A 14,684-nucleotide genomic window follows, 5' to 3' on the forward strand; every position below is an offset into this window, starting at 1 on the left:
TGTCGCGCCGCGCACTGACTGTAGATGACGTGCTCGGGATCAGGAAGGTTCAGCCGCCCCCGACTGCAACCACGATTTCGAGGCGGTCGCCGTCGGCGAGCGCGGTTTCGCCATGGCGGGCGCGCGGCACAATGTCGCCGTTGCGCTCGACTGCGAGACGTTTGCCAACGAGCCCCCGCCGCTCGAGCAGGGCAAGTACCGTGAGACCGTCGTCCAGGGTTTCGGGCTGACCGTTGAGAATGATGCTGATCATGCGGGATGAGGTGGCGGGTTCAAGGCCTGCGATTTTACCACGCAGGCCACACGGGACTCGCTGCGATTGCTGAGGAATGGCAAGGCTTGTGGGGCGGGGCAGTGTGACGGGCTGTCGAGAGCGCCGGCTGGAAGGTGCTCAGCGGGGAAACAAGGCGATGCATGTTTGAGCCCGGCCTCATCGGGCGAGTTTGCATCGCCGCCCCGATGAGTACCTTCCAGCCGGGAAGCCGAAGGCCGCGAACGTCTGCCCGGCATGCTGCCCCGCCCCACAAGCCCCACCACTGGCCACAACGGAAAGCACCCGGTTTGACATTTGCAGGCACGCGCGCTAATTTCGCAGCACTTAGCGCCGATTTGATCCATAGCTTGCGGGCGCTTAATAAATACGGCTAAAGCGAGGGCAACCCAGTCCGCGTTTTTCAGCCGGCTGGGTTTTTTTGTTTTTAGCAGACACCGACCATGATCCAACCGCAATCCGTCGGCATCGTGGCGCCGCAGACGGCCCACTTTGCAACGCCCCTGCCGCTTCGCAGCGGCGGCTCGCTGCCGAGCTACGACCTGGTGTACGAAACCTACGGCACGCTCAACGCCGACGCGTCGAATGCCGTGCTCGTCTGTCACGCACTGTCAGGCTCGCACCACGTCGCCGGGCGCTACGCAGACGACCCCGACAGCCTGGGCTGGTGGGACAACCTGGTCGGGCCGGGCAAACCGCTCGACACGCGCAAGTTCTTCGTCATCGGCGTCAATAACCTCGGCAGCTGCTTCGGCTCCAGTGGACCGAGCTCGATCAACCCGGCCACCGGCAAGCCCTGGGGCGCGGCCTTTCCCTTCGTCACCGTCGAAGACTGGGTCGACACCCAGGCCCGTCTGGCAGACCGGCTCGGCATCAAGCGCTTTGCCGCCGTCGTGGGCGGCAGCCTGGGCGGCATGCAGGCGCTGTCTTGGACGCTGCAGTATCCCGACCGTGTCGCTCACGCCGCCGTGATTGCATCGGCCCCCAAGCTCACGGCGCAGAACATCGCCTTCAACGAGGTAGCGCGCCAGGCCATTCTCACCGATCCCGACTTTCACGGCGGCAACTTCTACGATCACGGCGTGGTGCCGGTACGCGGGCTCAAGCTCGCGCGCATGATCGGCCACATCACCTATCTCTCCGATGACGCAATGGGAGAGAAGTTCGGTCGCAGCCTGCGTCACGGCAAGGCGGTCTACAGTTACGACGTCGAGTTCGAGATCGAGTCCTACCTGCGCTATCAGGGCGACAAGTTTGCCGGCTTCTTCGACGCCAACACCTATCTGCTGACCACGAAGGCACTGGATTACTACGACCCCGCCTTCGCCCACGCGGGCAATCTGCCCGCCGCCCTGGCCAGCGCCGAAGCCGACTTCCTGGTGGTGTCCTTCACCACCGACTGGCGCTTCTCGCCCTCGCGATCGAGGGAGATCGTCTACGCCCTGCTGCACAACCGGCGCAACGTCAGCTACGCCGAGATCGACTGCGCAGCCGGTCACGACTCATTCCTGCTCGATGAACCCCAATACCACGCGGTGCTTTCCGCCTGGTTCGACCGCATCAAGGTATAAGCATGGCTGCCTACCGTTATGACTATGAAGTCATCGCCCAGTGGATCGAGCCGGGCGAGAAAGTACTCGATCTCGGCTGCGGCGACGGCAGCCTGCTCAAGCACCTGATCGACGTCCGCCAGGTGCAGGGCTACGGGGTGGAGAACGACCCCGACAAGCTGCTGGCCTGCGTGAAGAACGGCGTCAATGTGATTCAGGCCAACATGGACAAGGGCCTGAGCGATTTCGAGGACGGCTTCTTCGACCACGTGATCATGAGCCTGTCGCTGCAGGCGATGCACAACACCCAGGGCATCCTCGCCGAGATGCTGCGTGTCGGCCACGAAGCCGTGGTGAGCTTTCCCAACTTCGGCTACTGGCGTCACCGCCAGAGCATCATCAACGGCCGCATGCCGGTGTCCGAGAGCCTGCCGCACCAGTGGTTCAACACGCCCAACGTGCGCTTCTTCACGATCGCCGACTTCGACGCGCTGTGCGAAATGAACGGTATCGCCGTGCGCGAACGCCTGGCCTTCGACGATGGCAAGGTAGTGGTGGACGAGCCGAACTTCCTCGGCAGCATGGCGGTGTATCGCCTCGGACGCGACTGATCGCGGGATCCGGGCCGTGAAATGCAAAACGCCCCGCCGGTGCAATGGCGGGGCGTTTTTTCGTCTGTTTCGATCAGTGGTTCAGGATCTGCCCCAAGAACAGCTTGGTGCGCTCCGACTTCGGATTGGAGAAGAAGACCTCGGGCTCGGCCTCTTCGACGATCTCGCCCTTGTCCATGAAGATCACGCGGTCGGCCACGGTGCGGGCAAAGCCCATTTCGTGGGTGACGCACAACATCGTCATGCCGTCTTCAGCCAGTCCGATCATGGTATCAAGCACTTCCTTGACCATCTCGGGATCGAGCGCCGAGGTCGGTTCGTCGAACAGCATGATCTTGGGCTTCATGCACAGGGCACGCGCGATCGCCACCCGTTGCTGCTGACCGCCTGAAAGCTGCCCCGGGTACTTGTGCGCCTGCTCGGGAATCTTCACCCGGTTGAGGTACTCCATCGCGATCTCTTCCGCCTCACGCTTGGGCGTCTTGCGCACCCAGAGTGGCGCCAGCGTGCAGTTTTCCAGCACGGTGAGGTGAGGGAAAAGGTTGAAGTGCTGGAACACCATGCCGACTTCGCGGCGGATGGCCTCGACATGCTTGAGGTCGGAAGTGAGTTCGACATCATCGACGATGATCTTGCCCTGCTGATGCTCTTCAAGGCGATTGATGCAGCGGATGGTCGTCGACTTGCCCGAACCGGACGGGCCGCACAGCACGATGCGTTCGCCCTGCCGCACGCTCAGGTTGATGTCCTTGAGCACGTGGAACTCGCCGTACCACTTGTGCATGCCTTCGATGCGGATCATTTCCTTGTCACCGAGCGCATGCTTGATTTTGGCTTCACTCATTACCTAAACTCCTAACGCTTGTGGCCCGTGTCGAGCTTGCGCTCGAGGTGCATCGAATAGCGGGACATACCGAAACAGAAAATCCAGAACATGAGGGCCGCAAATACATAGCCTTCTGTCGCGAAGCCGAGCCACGCAGGGTCGACCGTGGCCTGGTGGATGCTGTTGAAGAGGTCGAACAAGCCGATGATGATCACCAGGCTGGTGTCCTTGAACAGCGCGATGAAGGTGTTCACGATGCCCGGAATCACCAGCTTCAAAGCCTGCGGCAGAATGACCAGGCCCATCATGCGCCAGTAGCCCAGGCCCATCGCGCCGGCGGCCTCGTACTGTCCCTTCGGGATCGCCTGCATGCCACCCCGCACCACCTCGGCCACATAAGCGGCCTCGAACAGCGTGACCGCGATCAGCGCCCGCAGCAGCTTGTCGATGTTCACCTCTTCAGGCAGGAACAGCGGCAGCATCACCGAGGACATGAACAGCACGGTGATCAGCGGTACGCCGCGCCAGAACTCGATGAAGGTGACGCAGATCACGCGGACCACCGGCATGTCCGAGCGCCGTCCGAGTGCCAGCAGAATGCCCAGTGGCATGGCGCCCGCGATACCGACGACCGCGATTACCAGGGTCAGCATCAGGCCGCCCCACTTGCTGGTTTCCACCAGCGACATGCCGAGGAAGCCACCATGGAGCAGCCAGTAGGCAAGCACCGGGTAGGCCAGCAGGAAAGCCGCGCCGTAACGCAATTTCCTCGGCATGGCTTTGAGGAACAGAGGTGCCGCACCCACGATGGCCAGCAACACCGTCAGGTTGACGCGCCAGCGCAGATCCTCCGGATAGAAGCCATAGAAGAACTGCGACATGCGCACCTTGATGAACACCCAGCACGCGCCACCACTGGTGCAGCTTTCACGGTTGTCGCCGACCCAGTCGGCACTGATCAGCGCCCAGTTGAGAATGGGCGGAATCGTGATCCACACCAGATAGAGCGCGAAAAGGGTGAGCAGGGAATTGAACCAGTTCGGAAACAGGTTCGCCCGGATCCAGCCCATGGCGCCGACCGACATGTTCGGCGGCGGAAGACTCGGTTTGAAAGTATGTGTGCTCATGAGCTCGACTCTTTAGCGCTCGACCAAGGCGATACGCTTGTTGTACCAGTTCATCAGCATGGAAATGCTCAGGCTGATGGCGAGATACACCGACATCGTGATGGCAATCGTCTCGATCGCCTGTCCGGTCTGGTTCAGCACCGTGCCGGCGAACAGCGACACCAGGTCCGGGTAACCGATGGCGGCGGCAAGCGAGGAGTTCTTCACCAGGTTCAGGTACTGGCTGGTCAGCGGCGGAATGATCACACGCATGGCCTGCGGGATGACGACCAGGCGCAGGATGAGCCCCGAGCGCAGGCCGAGCGAACGCGCCGCCTCAGTCTGACCGTGGCTGACCGCGAGGATGCCGGAACGCACGTTCTCCGCGATGAAGGCTGCGGTATAGATACTGAGCGCAAAGGTGATCGCGACCAGTTCGGGAATCACCGCCCAGCCACCGACAAAGTTGAACCCCGTCAGCTCAGGGAAGGACCAGTGGAAGGGCTTGCCGAACAGCATTGCGGCCATGCCCGGGACGATCACGAGCAAGGCAAGGCAGACCCACAGCAGGGGAAAACGTTGCCCGGTTGCCTCCTGACGACGGTGCGACCAGCGCGCAAGCCCGATCCAGGCTGCGATCACGATGACCAGACTGATCAGGAAGGGCATGAGTCCGCCCGCGGCCTCGGGCGCCGGCAGGTACACACCGCGGATGTTCACGAACACCGCTTCGCCGAAGCTGTAACTCTGCCGTGGCGAGGGCATTGCCCTCAGCACCGCGAAATACCAGAAAAAGATCTGCAGCAGCGGCGGAATGTTGCGGAAGATCTCGATATAGACGGTGGCCAGCTTGTTGATCAGCCAGTTGGGCGACAGGCGCGCCACACCGAGAAGAAAGCCGAGCACCGTAGCGAAGAAAATGCCCAGCACCGACACCAGCAGGGTGTTGAGCAGGCCGATGACGAACACCCGGCCATAGCTGTCGCGCTCGGTATATTCGATCAGCGACTGCAGAATGCCGAAGCCGGCTGAATTGTCGAGAAAGGCAAAGCCAGAGGTGATGCCGCGATTGGCAAGGTTCTGCTGAGTGTTGTGAAATAGGTACCAGCCGACGCCGATGACGACGAGGATGGAGAGAATCTGAAAGGTCCAGGCACGGGCCTTGGGGTCGGTCAGCAGCGATCCCCGCGGAGCGGCAGCCTTGGGCGCATCACTTTGCATGGAAACGTCCTTGTAAACAAGAGTATGGCCACCGCCTTGCGACGGTGGCCATCCGGCTTAGCGTACCGGCGGTGCGTACTGCAGGCCGCCCTTGTTCCACAGTGCATTGATGCCGCGCGAGATCTTCAGCTCGCTGCCTGCGCCAACGTTGCGGTCAAAGATTTCACCATAGTTGCCAACCTGTTTGACGACTTGCACAACCCAGTCCTTGGGCAGCTTGAGATCCTTGCCCAACTCGCCCTCGGCACCCAGCAGACGGCGCACGTCCGGGTTCTTGGAGGCTTTGGCTTCCTGCTCCACATTCTTCGAGCTCAGGCCAGCCTCTTCGGCGTTGATCATCGCGAACAGGGTCCAGCGCACGATGTCGAACCATTCCTCATCGCCCTGGCGAACGACGGGGCCAAGCGGCTCTTTCGAGATCACTTCAGGCAGTACCACGTAGCCTTCCGGGTTGGCGAGCTTGATGCGTTGCGCGTAAAGCTGGGACTGGTCCGAGGTCAGCACGTCGCAGCGGCCGGCCTCAAGCGCCTTTACGGTCTCGTCGGACTTGTCGTAGCTGATCGGGGTGTACTTCATGCCGGTCGAACGGAAATAGTCCGACAGGTTGAGCTCGGTGGTGGTACCAGCCTGAATACACACGGCCGCACCGTCGAGTTCCTTGGCACTCTTCACACCGAGCTTCTTGCTGACCAGAAAGCCCTGGCCGTCGTAATAGGTCACGCCGGCAAAGTTCAGGCCCATCGCCGAGTCGCGCGAGCTGGTCCAGGTGGTGTTGCGCGACAGCACATCGACTTCACCCGACTGCAGGGCGGTGAAGCGCTCCTTTGCGGTCAGCGGGGTGAACTTGACCTTCTTTGCATCGCCGAAAACGGCAGCGGCGACCGCGCGGCAGACATCGACGTCGATCCCTTTGAACTGACCCTTTTCATCGGTGTAGGAGAAGCCGGGCAGGCCATCGCTGACACCACACTGTACGAAGCCCTTCTTCATCACGGCATCCAGCGTCGAGCCGGCGCTTGCCTGAGTGCTCACACTTAGTGCAGCAGTTGCGGCGACAAGTGCGAGGGTAGTCTTGACTGCTTTCATACGACATCTCCAGAGATTACACAGGGTTTGCCGACACGCAATGTTCCTTAGCGAATCATTGCGTTTCAGGCAGTTGGACGAGGCACCAAAACGGGGCTTCAGATGCACCAAAAATGACTCGTGCATTGCAGCATTGTTGCCCGTCTGCATCCTTAGTATTAGAGCGAATCTCAGTGATTGCAATGCCTCTAGGGAAACTACCTAGTGTCAGAGCACACGGATTCAGACGAAAAAAAACCGCTCTGGCAAATATTTGCCAGAGCGGTTCTTGGCACTTTCCGGCCTGTTGGTCAGCCGGTCAAGCGCAGTCGTCTCCTACCCGTAAACCCGTGTTCTTTTGCAGTGCGCCACACGGCGCAAAAACGCTGTCAGCCGACAGTGAAGTTGCTCACATCCACTCTCATGACCGGTCGTGCGAGGACGACCGCGGTGACGGCGGCGAATTTCTTCGCCCAGTCCCCGCCTTGTTCGAAACGATGCTCGCCGCCGTACTTTGCAACGTTGAGGATCATGTCCAGCACCAGGATCTTGCCCATGGGGTTGGACGGGGTGCATTCGAGATCCTCGAACTCCTTCGCCAACCAGCTACGGGCCTGATCCCTTTCCATCCCGGCCACGTCCGCTTCGTGAACGAGAAACTCGTACTCGCGGTCTTCGCCGAATGACACGATCACGGTTTGCGACATGCCGGCCTCCTCCTTTGGTCTGGACTTATGTTGTGGCCGCATTGTTGTCGCACTCGGAGGGAAGTGCAAGGAACGTATCGAATTGTGTAAACGTGGAATTATTCAGGACTTTCCCCGCTGCACTGCAAGGTTGTTTGCATAGGAGGTGGCTGTCAGAATCTCGGCTCGTTCCCTTCCGGAACGACTGCATCAATGCGCACAACCATAATCGAGACCCGCGTCATTTTCCCCCGCCAGAATCCATCTCCTCCTTCGCGCCACGACTTGCCGCGTCCGCTGCTCGCCGCTGTAAGTGCTCTCATGGCAGCGTTCGCAATCGCGCTTTCGGTCTTCTACGCCTATCAGGCGGACGGGCTGGAGCGCGAAGCCAACGCCGAACTGCAGATGACTGCGCAGTTGCTGAGCGAGGACATCGTGCGCTGGCGTGCCGAACGCATCGGCGACGGGGAGGTGCTGCGCAGGAACCGGCTCGCACTGTCACGGCTGGAGGACGAGATTCGCGAAACCGGGAACCTGTCGAACGCAGACATCCGCTACTGGCTCCACGGCTATGTCGAGGTATTCGGTTACGCCGGGGCCCTGGTGCTCGACGCCGGGGCACGTCCGCTGTTTGCGACGGGCCAGCCGTTTTCTGTCTCGGCGGAATCACGCAGGCTGATTGCCCAGACCCTCGGAAACAGCGTACCCGCGCTCAGCCAGCTGCAATACGACGGCAACGGCGAAAGCTACATCGACCTCGTGGTCCCGGTGGCAAAGCCCGACGAGCAGTGGACGGTGCAGTCGATCGTGCTGCGCATCCGGCCCGAACACCACGTGTTTCCCATGCTCGAACGACGGCTCGGATCCCGCCCGGGAAAACGCAACCTGTTGCTGATGGATGCTGGAACCCAGTTCATCCCGCTTGAGCCGAACCTGCGTACCCACACACTGCAGGCGCCAATTCCCGCAGACCAGCCCCTGCTGCGGGCCAGCCTGGCATCGGCCACGGCACACAGCGGCACGCTCGAAACCGGCGGCGCCGCGGTTCAGGCCGCGGCAGGCCGGATTACCGGCACCGACTGGGTCGTTCTGAGCCAGATCGATCGCTCGACGATACTCGGCAGCCTGCGGGCGCAGTCACTTATCGCAGCGATCGTGCTGGCAAGCCTGCTGCTGGCAGCTGCGCTTGCCGTCAGCAGGTTCTGGCGACAGGCGCGCAGCGCGTGCGACAAGGCACTCGCGGCCGAATCCGCCCGCTGCGACACGGCGGAAGCCCTGCGCGACGAACTCGAAAGAGCCATGTCGATGGCACAGCTGGGACGGTGGGAGCGCCATCTGAAGCAGGATCACCTGTGGTGGTCGCCGCAGACCCGCGAGCTGATCGGCATTCCGGACGACGAGCCGGCAAGCTACGCAGGATTCATGCGCCGTGTTCATCCTGCCGATCGAGAACAGCTCGCCTCGACCCTCAAGGCCGCCTACGCTTCGGGCCAGAACGGTGCCTTCTCCTACCGGGTGATCCACCCCGATGGCACCGTGCACTACTTCCACAACGAATTGCGGATCGAGCTCGACGCGAACCGCAGACCGCTGCGCGCGATCGGCACGGTGCAGGACATCACCGCGCAGCAGAACACTGCGCTGGAGCTTCAGCGCCAGACCGCCTACCTCACCGCCATCGTCAACCATCTCCCGCAGGGGATCAGTGTCTTCGATGAGCATCTGCGGCTGCAGTACTGGAATGCGCTGTTCATTGAGATACTCGAGCTTCCTCCCGAAATCGTGGTCAAGGATGTCGGCTTCGACGAGCTGATCATGGTGGCCGCCCAGCGCGGCGACTACGGTCCGGGCGACCCGTTCGAGAAGGTGCGCGAACGACGCGCGCTGGCCGAGGAGTTCAAGCCGCATTGCATCGAGCGCACCAAACCCAGCGGACGCTCGCACCTCGTGATCGGCGAGCCGCTGTGGCTCGATGGCAAGGTGGCGGGCTTCATCACCACCTATACCGACATCACCGAACGCAAGCGGACCGAGGAGGAACTGGCGCGCAAGAACGAGACCCTTCGCACCATCATCGACAACATTCCGAGCGCCGTCTCGCTGATTGATGAAGAGTTGCAGGTCGTTGCCTGCAACGATCAGCTCCGGCGCCTGCTCGACTTCCCCGACAGCCTCTTTGCGGCCGGGCTCCCCAGCCTCGAATCCCTGCTGCGCTTCAATGCCGAGCGCGGCGAGTACGGTCCGGGCGACCCCGAACAGATTACCCGCGAACTGCTCGAGCGCGCGCGACGTGGCGAGCCCCATCACTTCGAGCGCCTCCGCCCGGGCGGGATGGTGCTCGACATTCAGGGCCGGCCTGTCGGCAACGGCGGCTTCGTCACCATCTACACTGACATTACCGAGCGCCGTCGAACCGAAGAGCGCCTGCAGCTCGCAGACAAGGTGTTCGAGCACAGTCCGGAAGCCATCGTGATCACCGACGGCGAGCACCGCGTGCTGTCGGTCAATCCGGCACACGAGGTGATCTCTGGCTTTGCAGGCAACCGCATCGTCGGCGAGGTATTCGTTCCCGATCAGGACGAAGCGGAGTCCGGGCACGATACCCCGTGGGCAGCGACCGCAACCAGCGGCTTCTGGGCGGGCGAAACCACCGGTATCCGTGCCAATGGCGAGACCTATTCGCGCTGGTTGAGCATCAGCGTGGTGCGCGATGCGGCAGGCGCGCCGCCTACCCACTACATCGCGATCTTCTCCGACATCACCGAGCGCAAGCGCGCCGAAGCGGCGATCAAGCACCTCGCCCATCACGACACCCTGACCGGGCTGGACAACCGCTTCTCGCTCGGTGTGCGCCTGCAGCAGGCGATCGCGACCGCAGTCCGCAACGCGCAGCCGCTCGCAGTGCTGTTTCTCGATCTGGACCGCTTCAAGACCATCAACGATTCGCTTGGCCATCATGTCGGCGATGCGCTCCTGGTGCAGGTCGCCGAACGGCTGCGCGAGACCGTGCGTGAAAGCGACATCGTTGCCCGCCTCGGCGGGGACGAATTCGTGGTGATCCTGCAGGGCATTCACGGCCAGAACGACGCCGCTCACGCCGCCGCCAAGATCCTGGACCGCCTCTCCCTGCCCTATACCGTGGGCGAGAGCCTGCTGCACACCACACCGTCGATCGGAATCAGCCTGTTCCCCTGCGATGGCGAGACCACCTCCGCCCTGATGCGCAACGCCGATACCGCGATGTATCACGCCAAGTCGCTAGGCCGTGCAAACTTCCAGTTCTACGCGGAGGAACTCAACCGCAGCGCGATGGAGCGCATCGAACTCGAACGCAAGTTGCGCCAGGCCCTCCGCCAACAACAGTTCGAACTCTGGTACCAGCCCCAGTACTGCGCGGCCAAGGGCACACTGAAGGGCGTCGAAGCCCTGCTGCGCTGGCGCCACCCGGTCGACGGGCTGATCCCGCCGGTCCGCTTCATCCCCATCGCCGAAGAAACCGGCCTCATCGTGGAACTTGGCAACTGGGTACTGGATACCGCCTGCGCTCAGGCGCAGCAATGGCAGGCAGCCGGATTGCCGCCCTTGCGCATGTCGGTCAACCTGTCCGCAAGGCAGCTGCGCGCGGGCGAACTTACCGGACGTGTCGCCGATGCGCTTGCGCGCAGCAAGCTGCGCCCGGATCTGCTCGAACTCGAGATCACCGAGAGTTCGATCATGGAGAAACCCGACGAGGCCGCCGCCTTGCTCACGCGCCTCAAGCAGCTCGGCGTCCAGATCGCGATCGACGACTTCGGCACCGGCTACTCCTCACTGTCCTACCTCAAGCTGTTCCCGCTCGATCACCTCAAGATCGACCGTTCGTTTGTCTCCGACATCGAGACCGATGCCAACGACGCCGCGATCGTGACCGCCGCGGTCTCACTGGCCCACAACCTGGGTCTGTCGGTGATCGCAGAAGGCGTGGAAACCGCAACCCAGGTCGCGCGCCTGCACGAACTGGGTTGCGACGAACTGCAGGGCTACTACTTCAGCAAACCCTTGCCGGCGGACGAAATCGAGGCGTTGATCCGCAAGGGCGCGGTAACACGCTGATTCCATGCACGCCCGCCCCTGAGGCCGCCGATCTGGGATAATCGCAGCTTCGATCAAGCCAAAGCCGCCCGTGCCCCTTTCCCGCCCCGCCTGGCTGAACACCCTGCTCAATCGCCGGATGCTGATCTGCATCTTCACCGGCTTTGCCTCGGGGCTGCCCCTCTACCTGCTGCTGAATCTGGTGCCGGCCTGGCTCAAGACCGAAGGTCTGTCGCTCAAGACCATCGGCGCCTTTGCCCTGATTCAGTTTCCCTACACCTGGAAGTTCCTGTGGGCTCCCTTGCTCGACCGCTTCGGCCTGCTGCCCTGGCTGGGGCGACGACGCAGCTGGATGTTCGTGTCGCAGCTGGGCCTCGTGGCCTCGATTGCCTGGCTCGGTCAGTTGTCGCCGGTCGATCACCTGCCGCTGGTGATCGGCCTCACCGCCACCCTTGCCTTTCTCTCGGCCACCCAGGACATTGCGCTCGACGCCTTCCGCCGCGAGATCCTGCCTGACGAAGAGCTCGGCCTGGGCAACGCGATTCACGTCAACGCCTACCGTATTGCGGGGCTGGTGCCGGGGTCGCTGTCGCTGATCCTCGCCGATCACCTGCCCTGGAGCACGGTGTTCATGGTCACCGCCGCCTTCATGCTGCCCGGCCTGTTCATGACCCTGTCGGTGAAAGAGCCCTTCGCTGCGGCCGGCAGCCCGCGCACCCTGCGCGACGCAGTCGTCGAGCCGTTTCGCGAGTTTTTCGGTCGCCATGGCGTGCAGTCTGCGCTGCTGGTACTGGCCTTCCTGTTCTTCTACAAGCTGGGTGACTCGCTGTGCACCGCACTGGCCACGCCCTTCTATCTGGACATGGGCTACACCAAGACCGAGATCGGCATCATTGCCAAGAATGCCGGCCTGTGGCCGATGGTGATCGGTGGCATCCTCGGCGGCATCTGGATGGTGAAGATCGGCATCAACCGCGCGCTGTGGCTGTTCGGCGTGGTGCAGTTCGTCACCATTCTCGGCTTCGTGTGGATGGCATGGTTCGGACCCGGCGAATCCAACGCCGCCCGCCTGGCCGTGCTCGCCACCGTGATTGCGGGCGAGGCGGTCGGCGCCGGACTGGGCACGACGGCATTCGTCGCCTTCATGGCCCGTACCACCAACCCGGCCTATACCGCGACCCAGTTTGCCCTGTTCACCAGCCTGATGGCGGTGCCACGCACCTTCATCAATGCCACCGCAGGTTGGCTGGTGGAATCGATGGGCTGGTACAGCTTTTTCTGGCTGTGTTTCTTCCTCGCCATCCCGGGCATGCTGCTGTTGATCAAGGTGGCACCGTGGAACGGAGATCAGTTGCCTGCCAACGTGGCGCTCGACGCGCCGGGAGCAGGCGGGCGATGAATCGTCCGGCACTGCGCGAGTTCCTGGCCGGCTGCCGCGATGAAGCCCCACTGCTGCTCGGTGCCGTGCCCTTCGGCATCCTCTACGGCATCTCCGCACTGGCGGCCGGCATCCCCGCGTGGCTTGCGCAACTCGCATCTGCAGTGGTGTTTGCGGGTGCAGCTCAACTGGTCATCGTGCAGATGCTGGCAGCCGGCGCCGGCATGCTGCCCACTGCGCTGACCTCCGGGCTGCTCAATCTGCGCCACCTGCTGTACAGCGCCTCGATGGCCACCTACGTCGGCCACCTGCCCAGGCGCTGGCGCATGCTGCTGGCCTACCTGCTGACCGATGAGGCCTACGCTGTTGCCGTGCTGCGCTACCAGGCGCGGCCGCCTGCCGAAGGCCTCGACCTGCGCCACTGGTACTTCTTCGGCGCGGGCTTCACGCTCTGGTTCGCGTGGCAGCTGTCCACCGCCTTCGGCCTCGTGTTCGGCGCAGCGATTCCGCCCGCATGGGAGCTCGATTTTGCGGTGCCGCTGACCTTCATCGCCCTGCTCACCCTGTTGCTGCGCGAGCGCCCCGGTCAGGCCGCGGCGCTTGCAGCCGGTGGCGGCGTACTGCTGTTCGCCGCACTGCCGTTCAAGCTCGGGCTGGTACTTGCGATCCTTGCGGGGCTCGGTGCCGGGGTGTGGACGGCACGCCGTCGGGAGCAGGCATGATGAGCACGCTTGCGCTGATCGCGCTGGTGGTCGGTGTCGGTGCCGTCACGTTTTTCTACCGTTACGCCATGATCGGGCTGTTCGCGGGCGATCGCCTGCCGGGCTGGCTCCATGCCCTGTGCCGACATATCGCGCCGGCCAGCTTTGCCGCCCTGACGGCGAGTGCGCTCTTCATCGACGCCGGCGCTGTCAGCATCGCGCTCGATGCGCCCAAACCCTGGGCTGCACTGATCGCTGCGCTGGTCGCCTGGCGCAGCGGCAGCGTACTGGCCACGATCGGCGCCGGCATGGCTGCGCTCTACATCCTCAAACTCATTCTCTGAACCGCAATGACTGCCTCCGCCCTGATTGCCGCCGCACACGAACTCTCCGCCACCGTCGACGGGATGCGCTTCGCAGCGCCGGTCACGCATGTCTACAACCCGCTCGACTACGCGGGCGAGATTCACGACAACTACCTCAGGCGCTACGGCGAGGGGCGCAAACGGGTGGTGTTCATCGGCATGAACCCCGGCCCCTTCGGCATGGCGCAGATCGGCGTGCCGTTTGGCGAGATCAGCACCGCACGCGACTGGCTCGGGCTCGAAGGCCCGGTCGGCCAGCCTGCACAGACCAACCCGAAACGCCCGGTTGAAGGCTTTGCCTGCAAGCGCTCCGAGGTCAGCGGGCAACGGCTGTGGGGTCTGTTTCGCGACCGTTTCGGCACCCCGGATGCCTTCTTCGCCGATCATTTCGTTGCCAACTATTGCCCGCTCGCCTTCTTCGAGGACGGCCGCAACCTCACGCCGGACAAGCTGCCGGCCCACGAACAACGCCCACTGCTGTCAGCCTGCGATGCACACCTGCGCCGCCTGGTCGACACCCTGGAGCCGGAGTGGGTGATCGGCATCGGCGTGTGGGCGGAACAGCGTGCGCTGGGCGCGCTGGGTGACATTGCCGGCCTGCGCTTCGGTCGCATCCTGCACCCCAGCCCGGCAAGCCCGGCGGCCAACCGCGGCTGGTCGGAAGCTGCGAGCAAACAACTCGTCGAGCTCGGCATATGGTGATTTCCCGTACCCGTGCCAGACACACCAGATGGCATTCGGGAGCATCCCGCCCCGGGAAAGGATAAAGACGGCAAGCCTGCCCGGTGGCGGGGAGACCGCAAGTAATTCATAATTATGAGCATATTTCATTG

Annotated in this window: 13 protein-coding genes; 7 read left to right on the plus strand and 6 right to left on the minus strand. The window is 62.9% G+C overall.

Annotated elements, in window-relative coordinates:
* Positions 1 to 49: 49 nt before the first annotated feature.
* Entirely contained in the window at positions 50 to 253 is a 204-nt protein-coding gene (gene thiS, locus CEW87_RS05310) for a sulfur carrier protein ThiS (protein ID WP_108971766.1), read from the minus strand.
* A 461-nt stretch (positions 254 to 714) separates the two neighbouring features.
* On the opposite strand from thiS, the gene metX reads away from it, so the two are divergent.
* Positions 715 to 1,842, plus strand: coding sequence for a homoserine O-succinyltransferase MetX (metX, locus tag CEW87_RS05315; RefSeq protein WP_108949886.1), 1,128 nt, complete (start codon positions 715 to 717; stop codon positions 1,840 to 1,842).
* A 2-nt stretch (positions 1,843 to 1,844) separates the two neighbouring features.
* Positions 1,845 to 2,432 carry a methionine biosynthesis protein MetW gene (gene metW, locus CEW87_RS05320; RefSeq protein ID WP_108949887.1) on the plus strand — a complete coding sequence of 196 codons (588 nt, stop codon included), beginning with the start codon at positions 1,845 to 1,847 and terminating at the stop codon, positions 2,430 to 2,432.
* A 73-nt stretch (positions 2,433 to 2,505) separates the two neighbouring features.
* Here the strand turns inward: metW and CEW87_RS05325 are convergent, their stop codons facing one another.
* The 5 genes from CEW87_RS05325 to CEW87_RS05345 form a co-directional block, all read right to left on the minus strand.
* Positions 2,506 to 3,234, minus strand: a complete 729-nt coding sequence (locus CEW87_RS05325; RefSeq protein ID WP_234421733.1) for an amino acid ABC transporter ATP-binding protein — start codon at positions 3,232 to 3,234, stop codon at positions 2,506 to 2,508.
* 53 nt (positions 3,235 to 3,287) lie between these two features.
* Positions 3,288 to 4,385: an amino acid ABC transporter permease gene (locus CEW87_RS05330; protein WP_108971768.1), complete on the minus strand. Its 1,098-nt coding sequence runs from the start codon at positions 4,383 to 4,385 to the stop codon at positions 3,288 to 3,290.
* 12 nt (positions 4,386 to 4,397) lie between these two features.
* A complete protein-coding gene (locus tag CEW87_RS05335) occupies positions 4,398 to 5,585 on the minus strand; it encodes an amino acid ABC transporter permease (protein ID WP_108971769.1) in 1,188 nt (395 codons plus the stop codon).
* Between the two features lie 57 nt (positions 5,586 to 5,642).
* Positions 5,643 to 6,671, minus strand: a complete 1,029-nt coding sequence (locus CEW87_RS05340; RefSeq protein ID WP_108971770.1) for an amino acid ABC transporter substrate-binding protein — start codon at positions 6,669 to 6,671, stop codon at positions 5,643 to 5,645.
* 368 nt (positions 6,672 to 7,039) lie between these two features.
* Entirely contained in the window at positions 7,040 to 7,357 is a 318-nt protein-coding gene (locus CEW87_RS05345; RefSeq protein ID WP_108971771.1) for a hypothetical protein, read from the minus strand.
* A 300-nt stretch (positions 7,358 to 7,657) separates the two neighbouring features.
* Between CEW87_RS05345 and CEW87_RS05350 the strand changes: the two genes are divergently transcribed.
* From CEW87_RS05350 to CEW87_RS05370, 5 genes are all read left to right on the plus strand, one after another.
* The gene (locus CEW87_RS05350; RefSeq protein WP_159098085.1) at positions 7,658 to 11,428 is read left to right on the plus strand and encodes an EAL domain-containing protein; all 3,771 of its coding nucleotides are present in this window, start codon (positions 7,658 to 7,660) and stop codon (positions 11,426 to 11,428) included.
* Between the two features lie 70 nt (positions 11,429 to 11,498).
* Positions 11,499 to 12,806 (plus strand): AmpG family muropeptide MFS transporter, encoded by a 1,308-nt coding sequence (locus CEW87_RS05355; protein WP_108971773.1) that lies wholly within the window; start codon positions 11,499 to 11,501, stop codon positions 12,804 to 12,806.
* On the plus strand, positions 12,803 to 13,507 hold the full coding sequence (locus tag CEW87_RS05360) for an AzlC family ABC transporter permease (RefSeq protein ID WP_108971774.1): 705 nt from the start codon (positions 12,803 to 12,805) through the stop codon (positions 13,505 to 13,507). Before CEW87_RS05355 ends, CEW87_RS05360 begins: the two co-directional genes overlap by 4 nt.
* On the plus strand, positions 13,504 to 13,830 hold the full coding sequence (locus tag CEW87_RS05365) for an AzlD domain-containing protein (RefSeq protein WP_234421679.1): 327 nt from the start codon (positions 13,504 to 13,506) through the stop codon (positions 13,828 to 13,830). The genes CEW87_RS05360 and CEW87_RS05365 overlap by 4 nt, the downstream gene beginning before the upstream one ends.
* A 6-nt stretch (positions 13,831 to 13,836) precedes the next feature.
* The gene (locus CEW87_RS05370; protein ID WP_108971776.1) at positions 13,837 to 14,553 is read left to right on the plus strand and encodes a uracil-DNA glycosylase family protein; all 717 of its coding nucleotides are present in this window, start codon (positions 13,837 to 13,839) and stop codon (positions 14,551 to 14,553) included.
* The last annotated feature ends 131 nt before the right edge of the window (positions 14,554 to 14,684 follow it).

The organism is Parazoarcus communis, from assembly GCF_003111665.1.
Classification (GTDB): Bacteria; Pseudomonadota; Gammaproteobacteria; order Burkholderiales; family Rhodocyclaceae; genus Parazoarcus; species Parazoarcus communis_B.

What these genes read in the sequence shown, in the direction of transcription:
- CEW87_RS05360 (WP_108971774.1), top strand. Translation starts at nt 12,803, where the DNA reads ATGAATCGTCCGGCACTGCGCGAGTTCCTGGCCGGCTGCCGCGATGAA.
- CEW87_RS05370 (WP_108971776.1), top strand. Translation starts at nt 13,837, where the DNA reads ATGACTGCCTCCGCCCTGATTGCCGCCGCACACGAACTCTCCGCCACC.
- thiS (WP_108971766.1), bottom strand. Translation starts at nt 253, where the DNA reads ATGATCAGCATCATTCTCAACGGTCAGCCCGAAACCCTGGACGACGGT.
- CEW87_RS05330 (WP_108971768.1), bottom strand. Translation starts at nt 4,385, where the DNA reads ATGAGCACACATACTTTCAAACCGAGTCTTCCGCCGCCGAACATGTCG.
- CEW87_RS05335 (WP_108971769.1), bottom strand. Translation starts at nt 5,585, where the DNA reads ATGCAAAGTGATGCGCCCAAGGCTGCCGCTCCGCGGGGATCGCTGCTG.
- metX (WP_108949886.1), top strand. Translation starts at nt 715, where the DNA reads ATGATCCAACCGCAATCCGTCGGCATCGTGGCGCCGCAGACGGCCCAC.
- CEW87_RS05345 (WP_108971771.1), bottom strand. Translation starts at nt 7,357, where the DNA reads ATGTCGCAAACCGTGATCGTGTCATTCGGCGAAGACCGCGAGTACGAG.
- metW (WP_108949887.1), top strand. Translation starts at nt 1,845, where the DNA reads ATGGCTGCCTACCGTTATGACTATGAAGTCATCGCCCAGTGGATCGAG.
- CEW87_RS05340 (WP_108971770.1), bottom strand. Translation starts at nt 6,671, where the DNA reads ATGAAAGCAGTCAAGACTACCCTCGCACTTGTCGCCGCAACTGCTGCA.
- CEW87_RS05365 (WP_234421679.1), top strand. Translation starts at nt 13,504, where the DNA reads ATGATGAGCACGCTTGCGCTGATCGCGCTGGTGGTCGGTGTCGGTGCC.
- CEW87_RS05325 (WP_234421733.1), bottom strand. Translation starts at nt 3,234, where the DNA reads ATGATCCGCATCGAAGGCATGCACAAGTGGTACGGCGAGTTCCACGTG.
- CEW87_RS05350 (WP_159098085.1), top strand. Translation starts at nt 7,658, where the DNA reads ATGGCAGCGTTCGCAATCGCGCTTTCGGTCTTCTACGCCTATCAGGCG.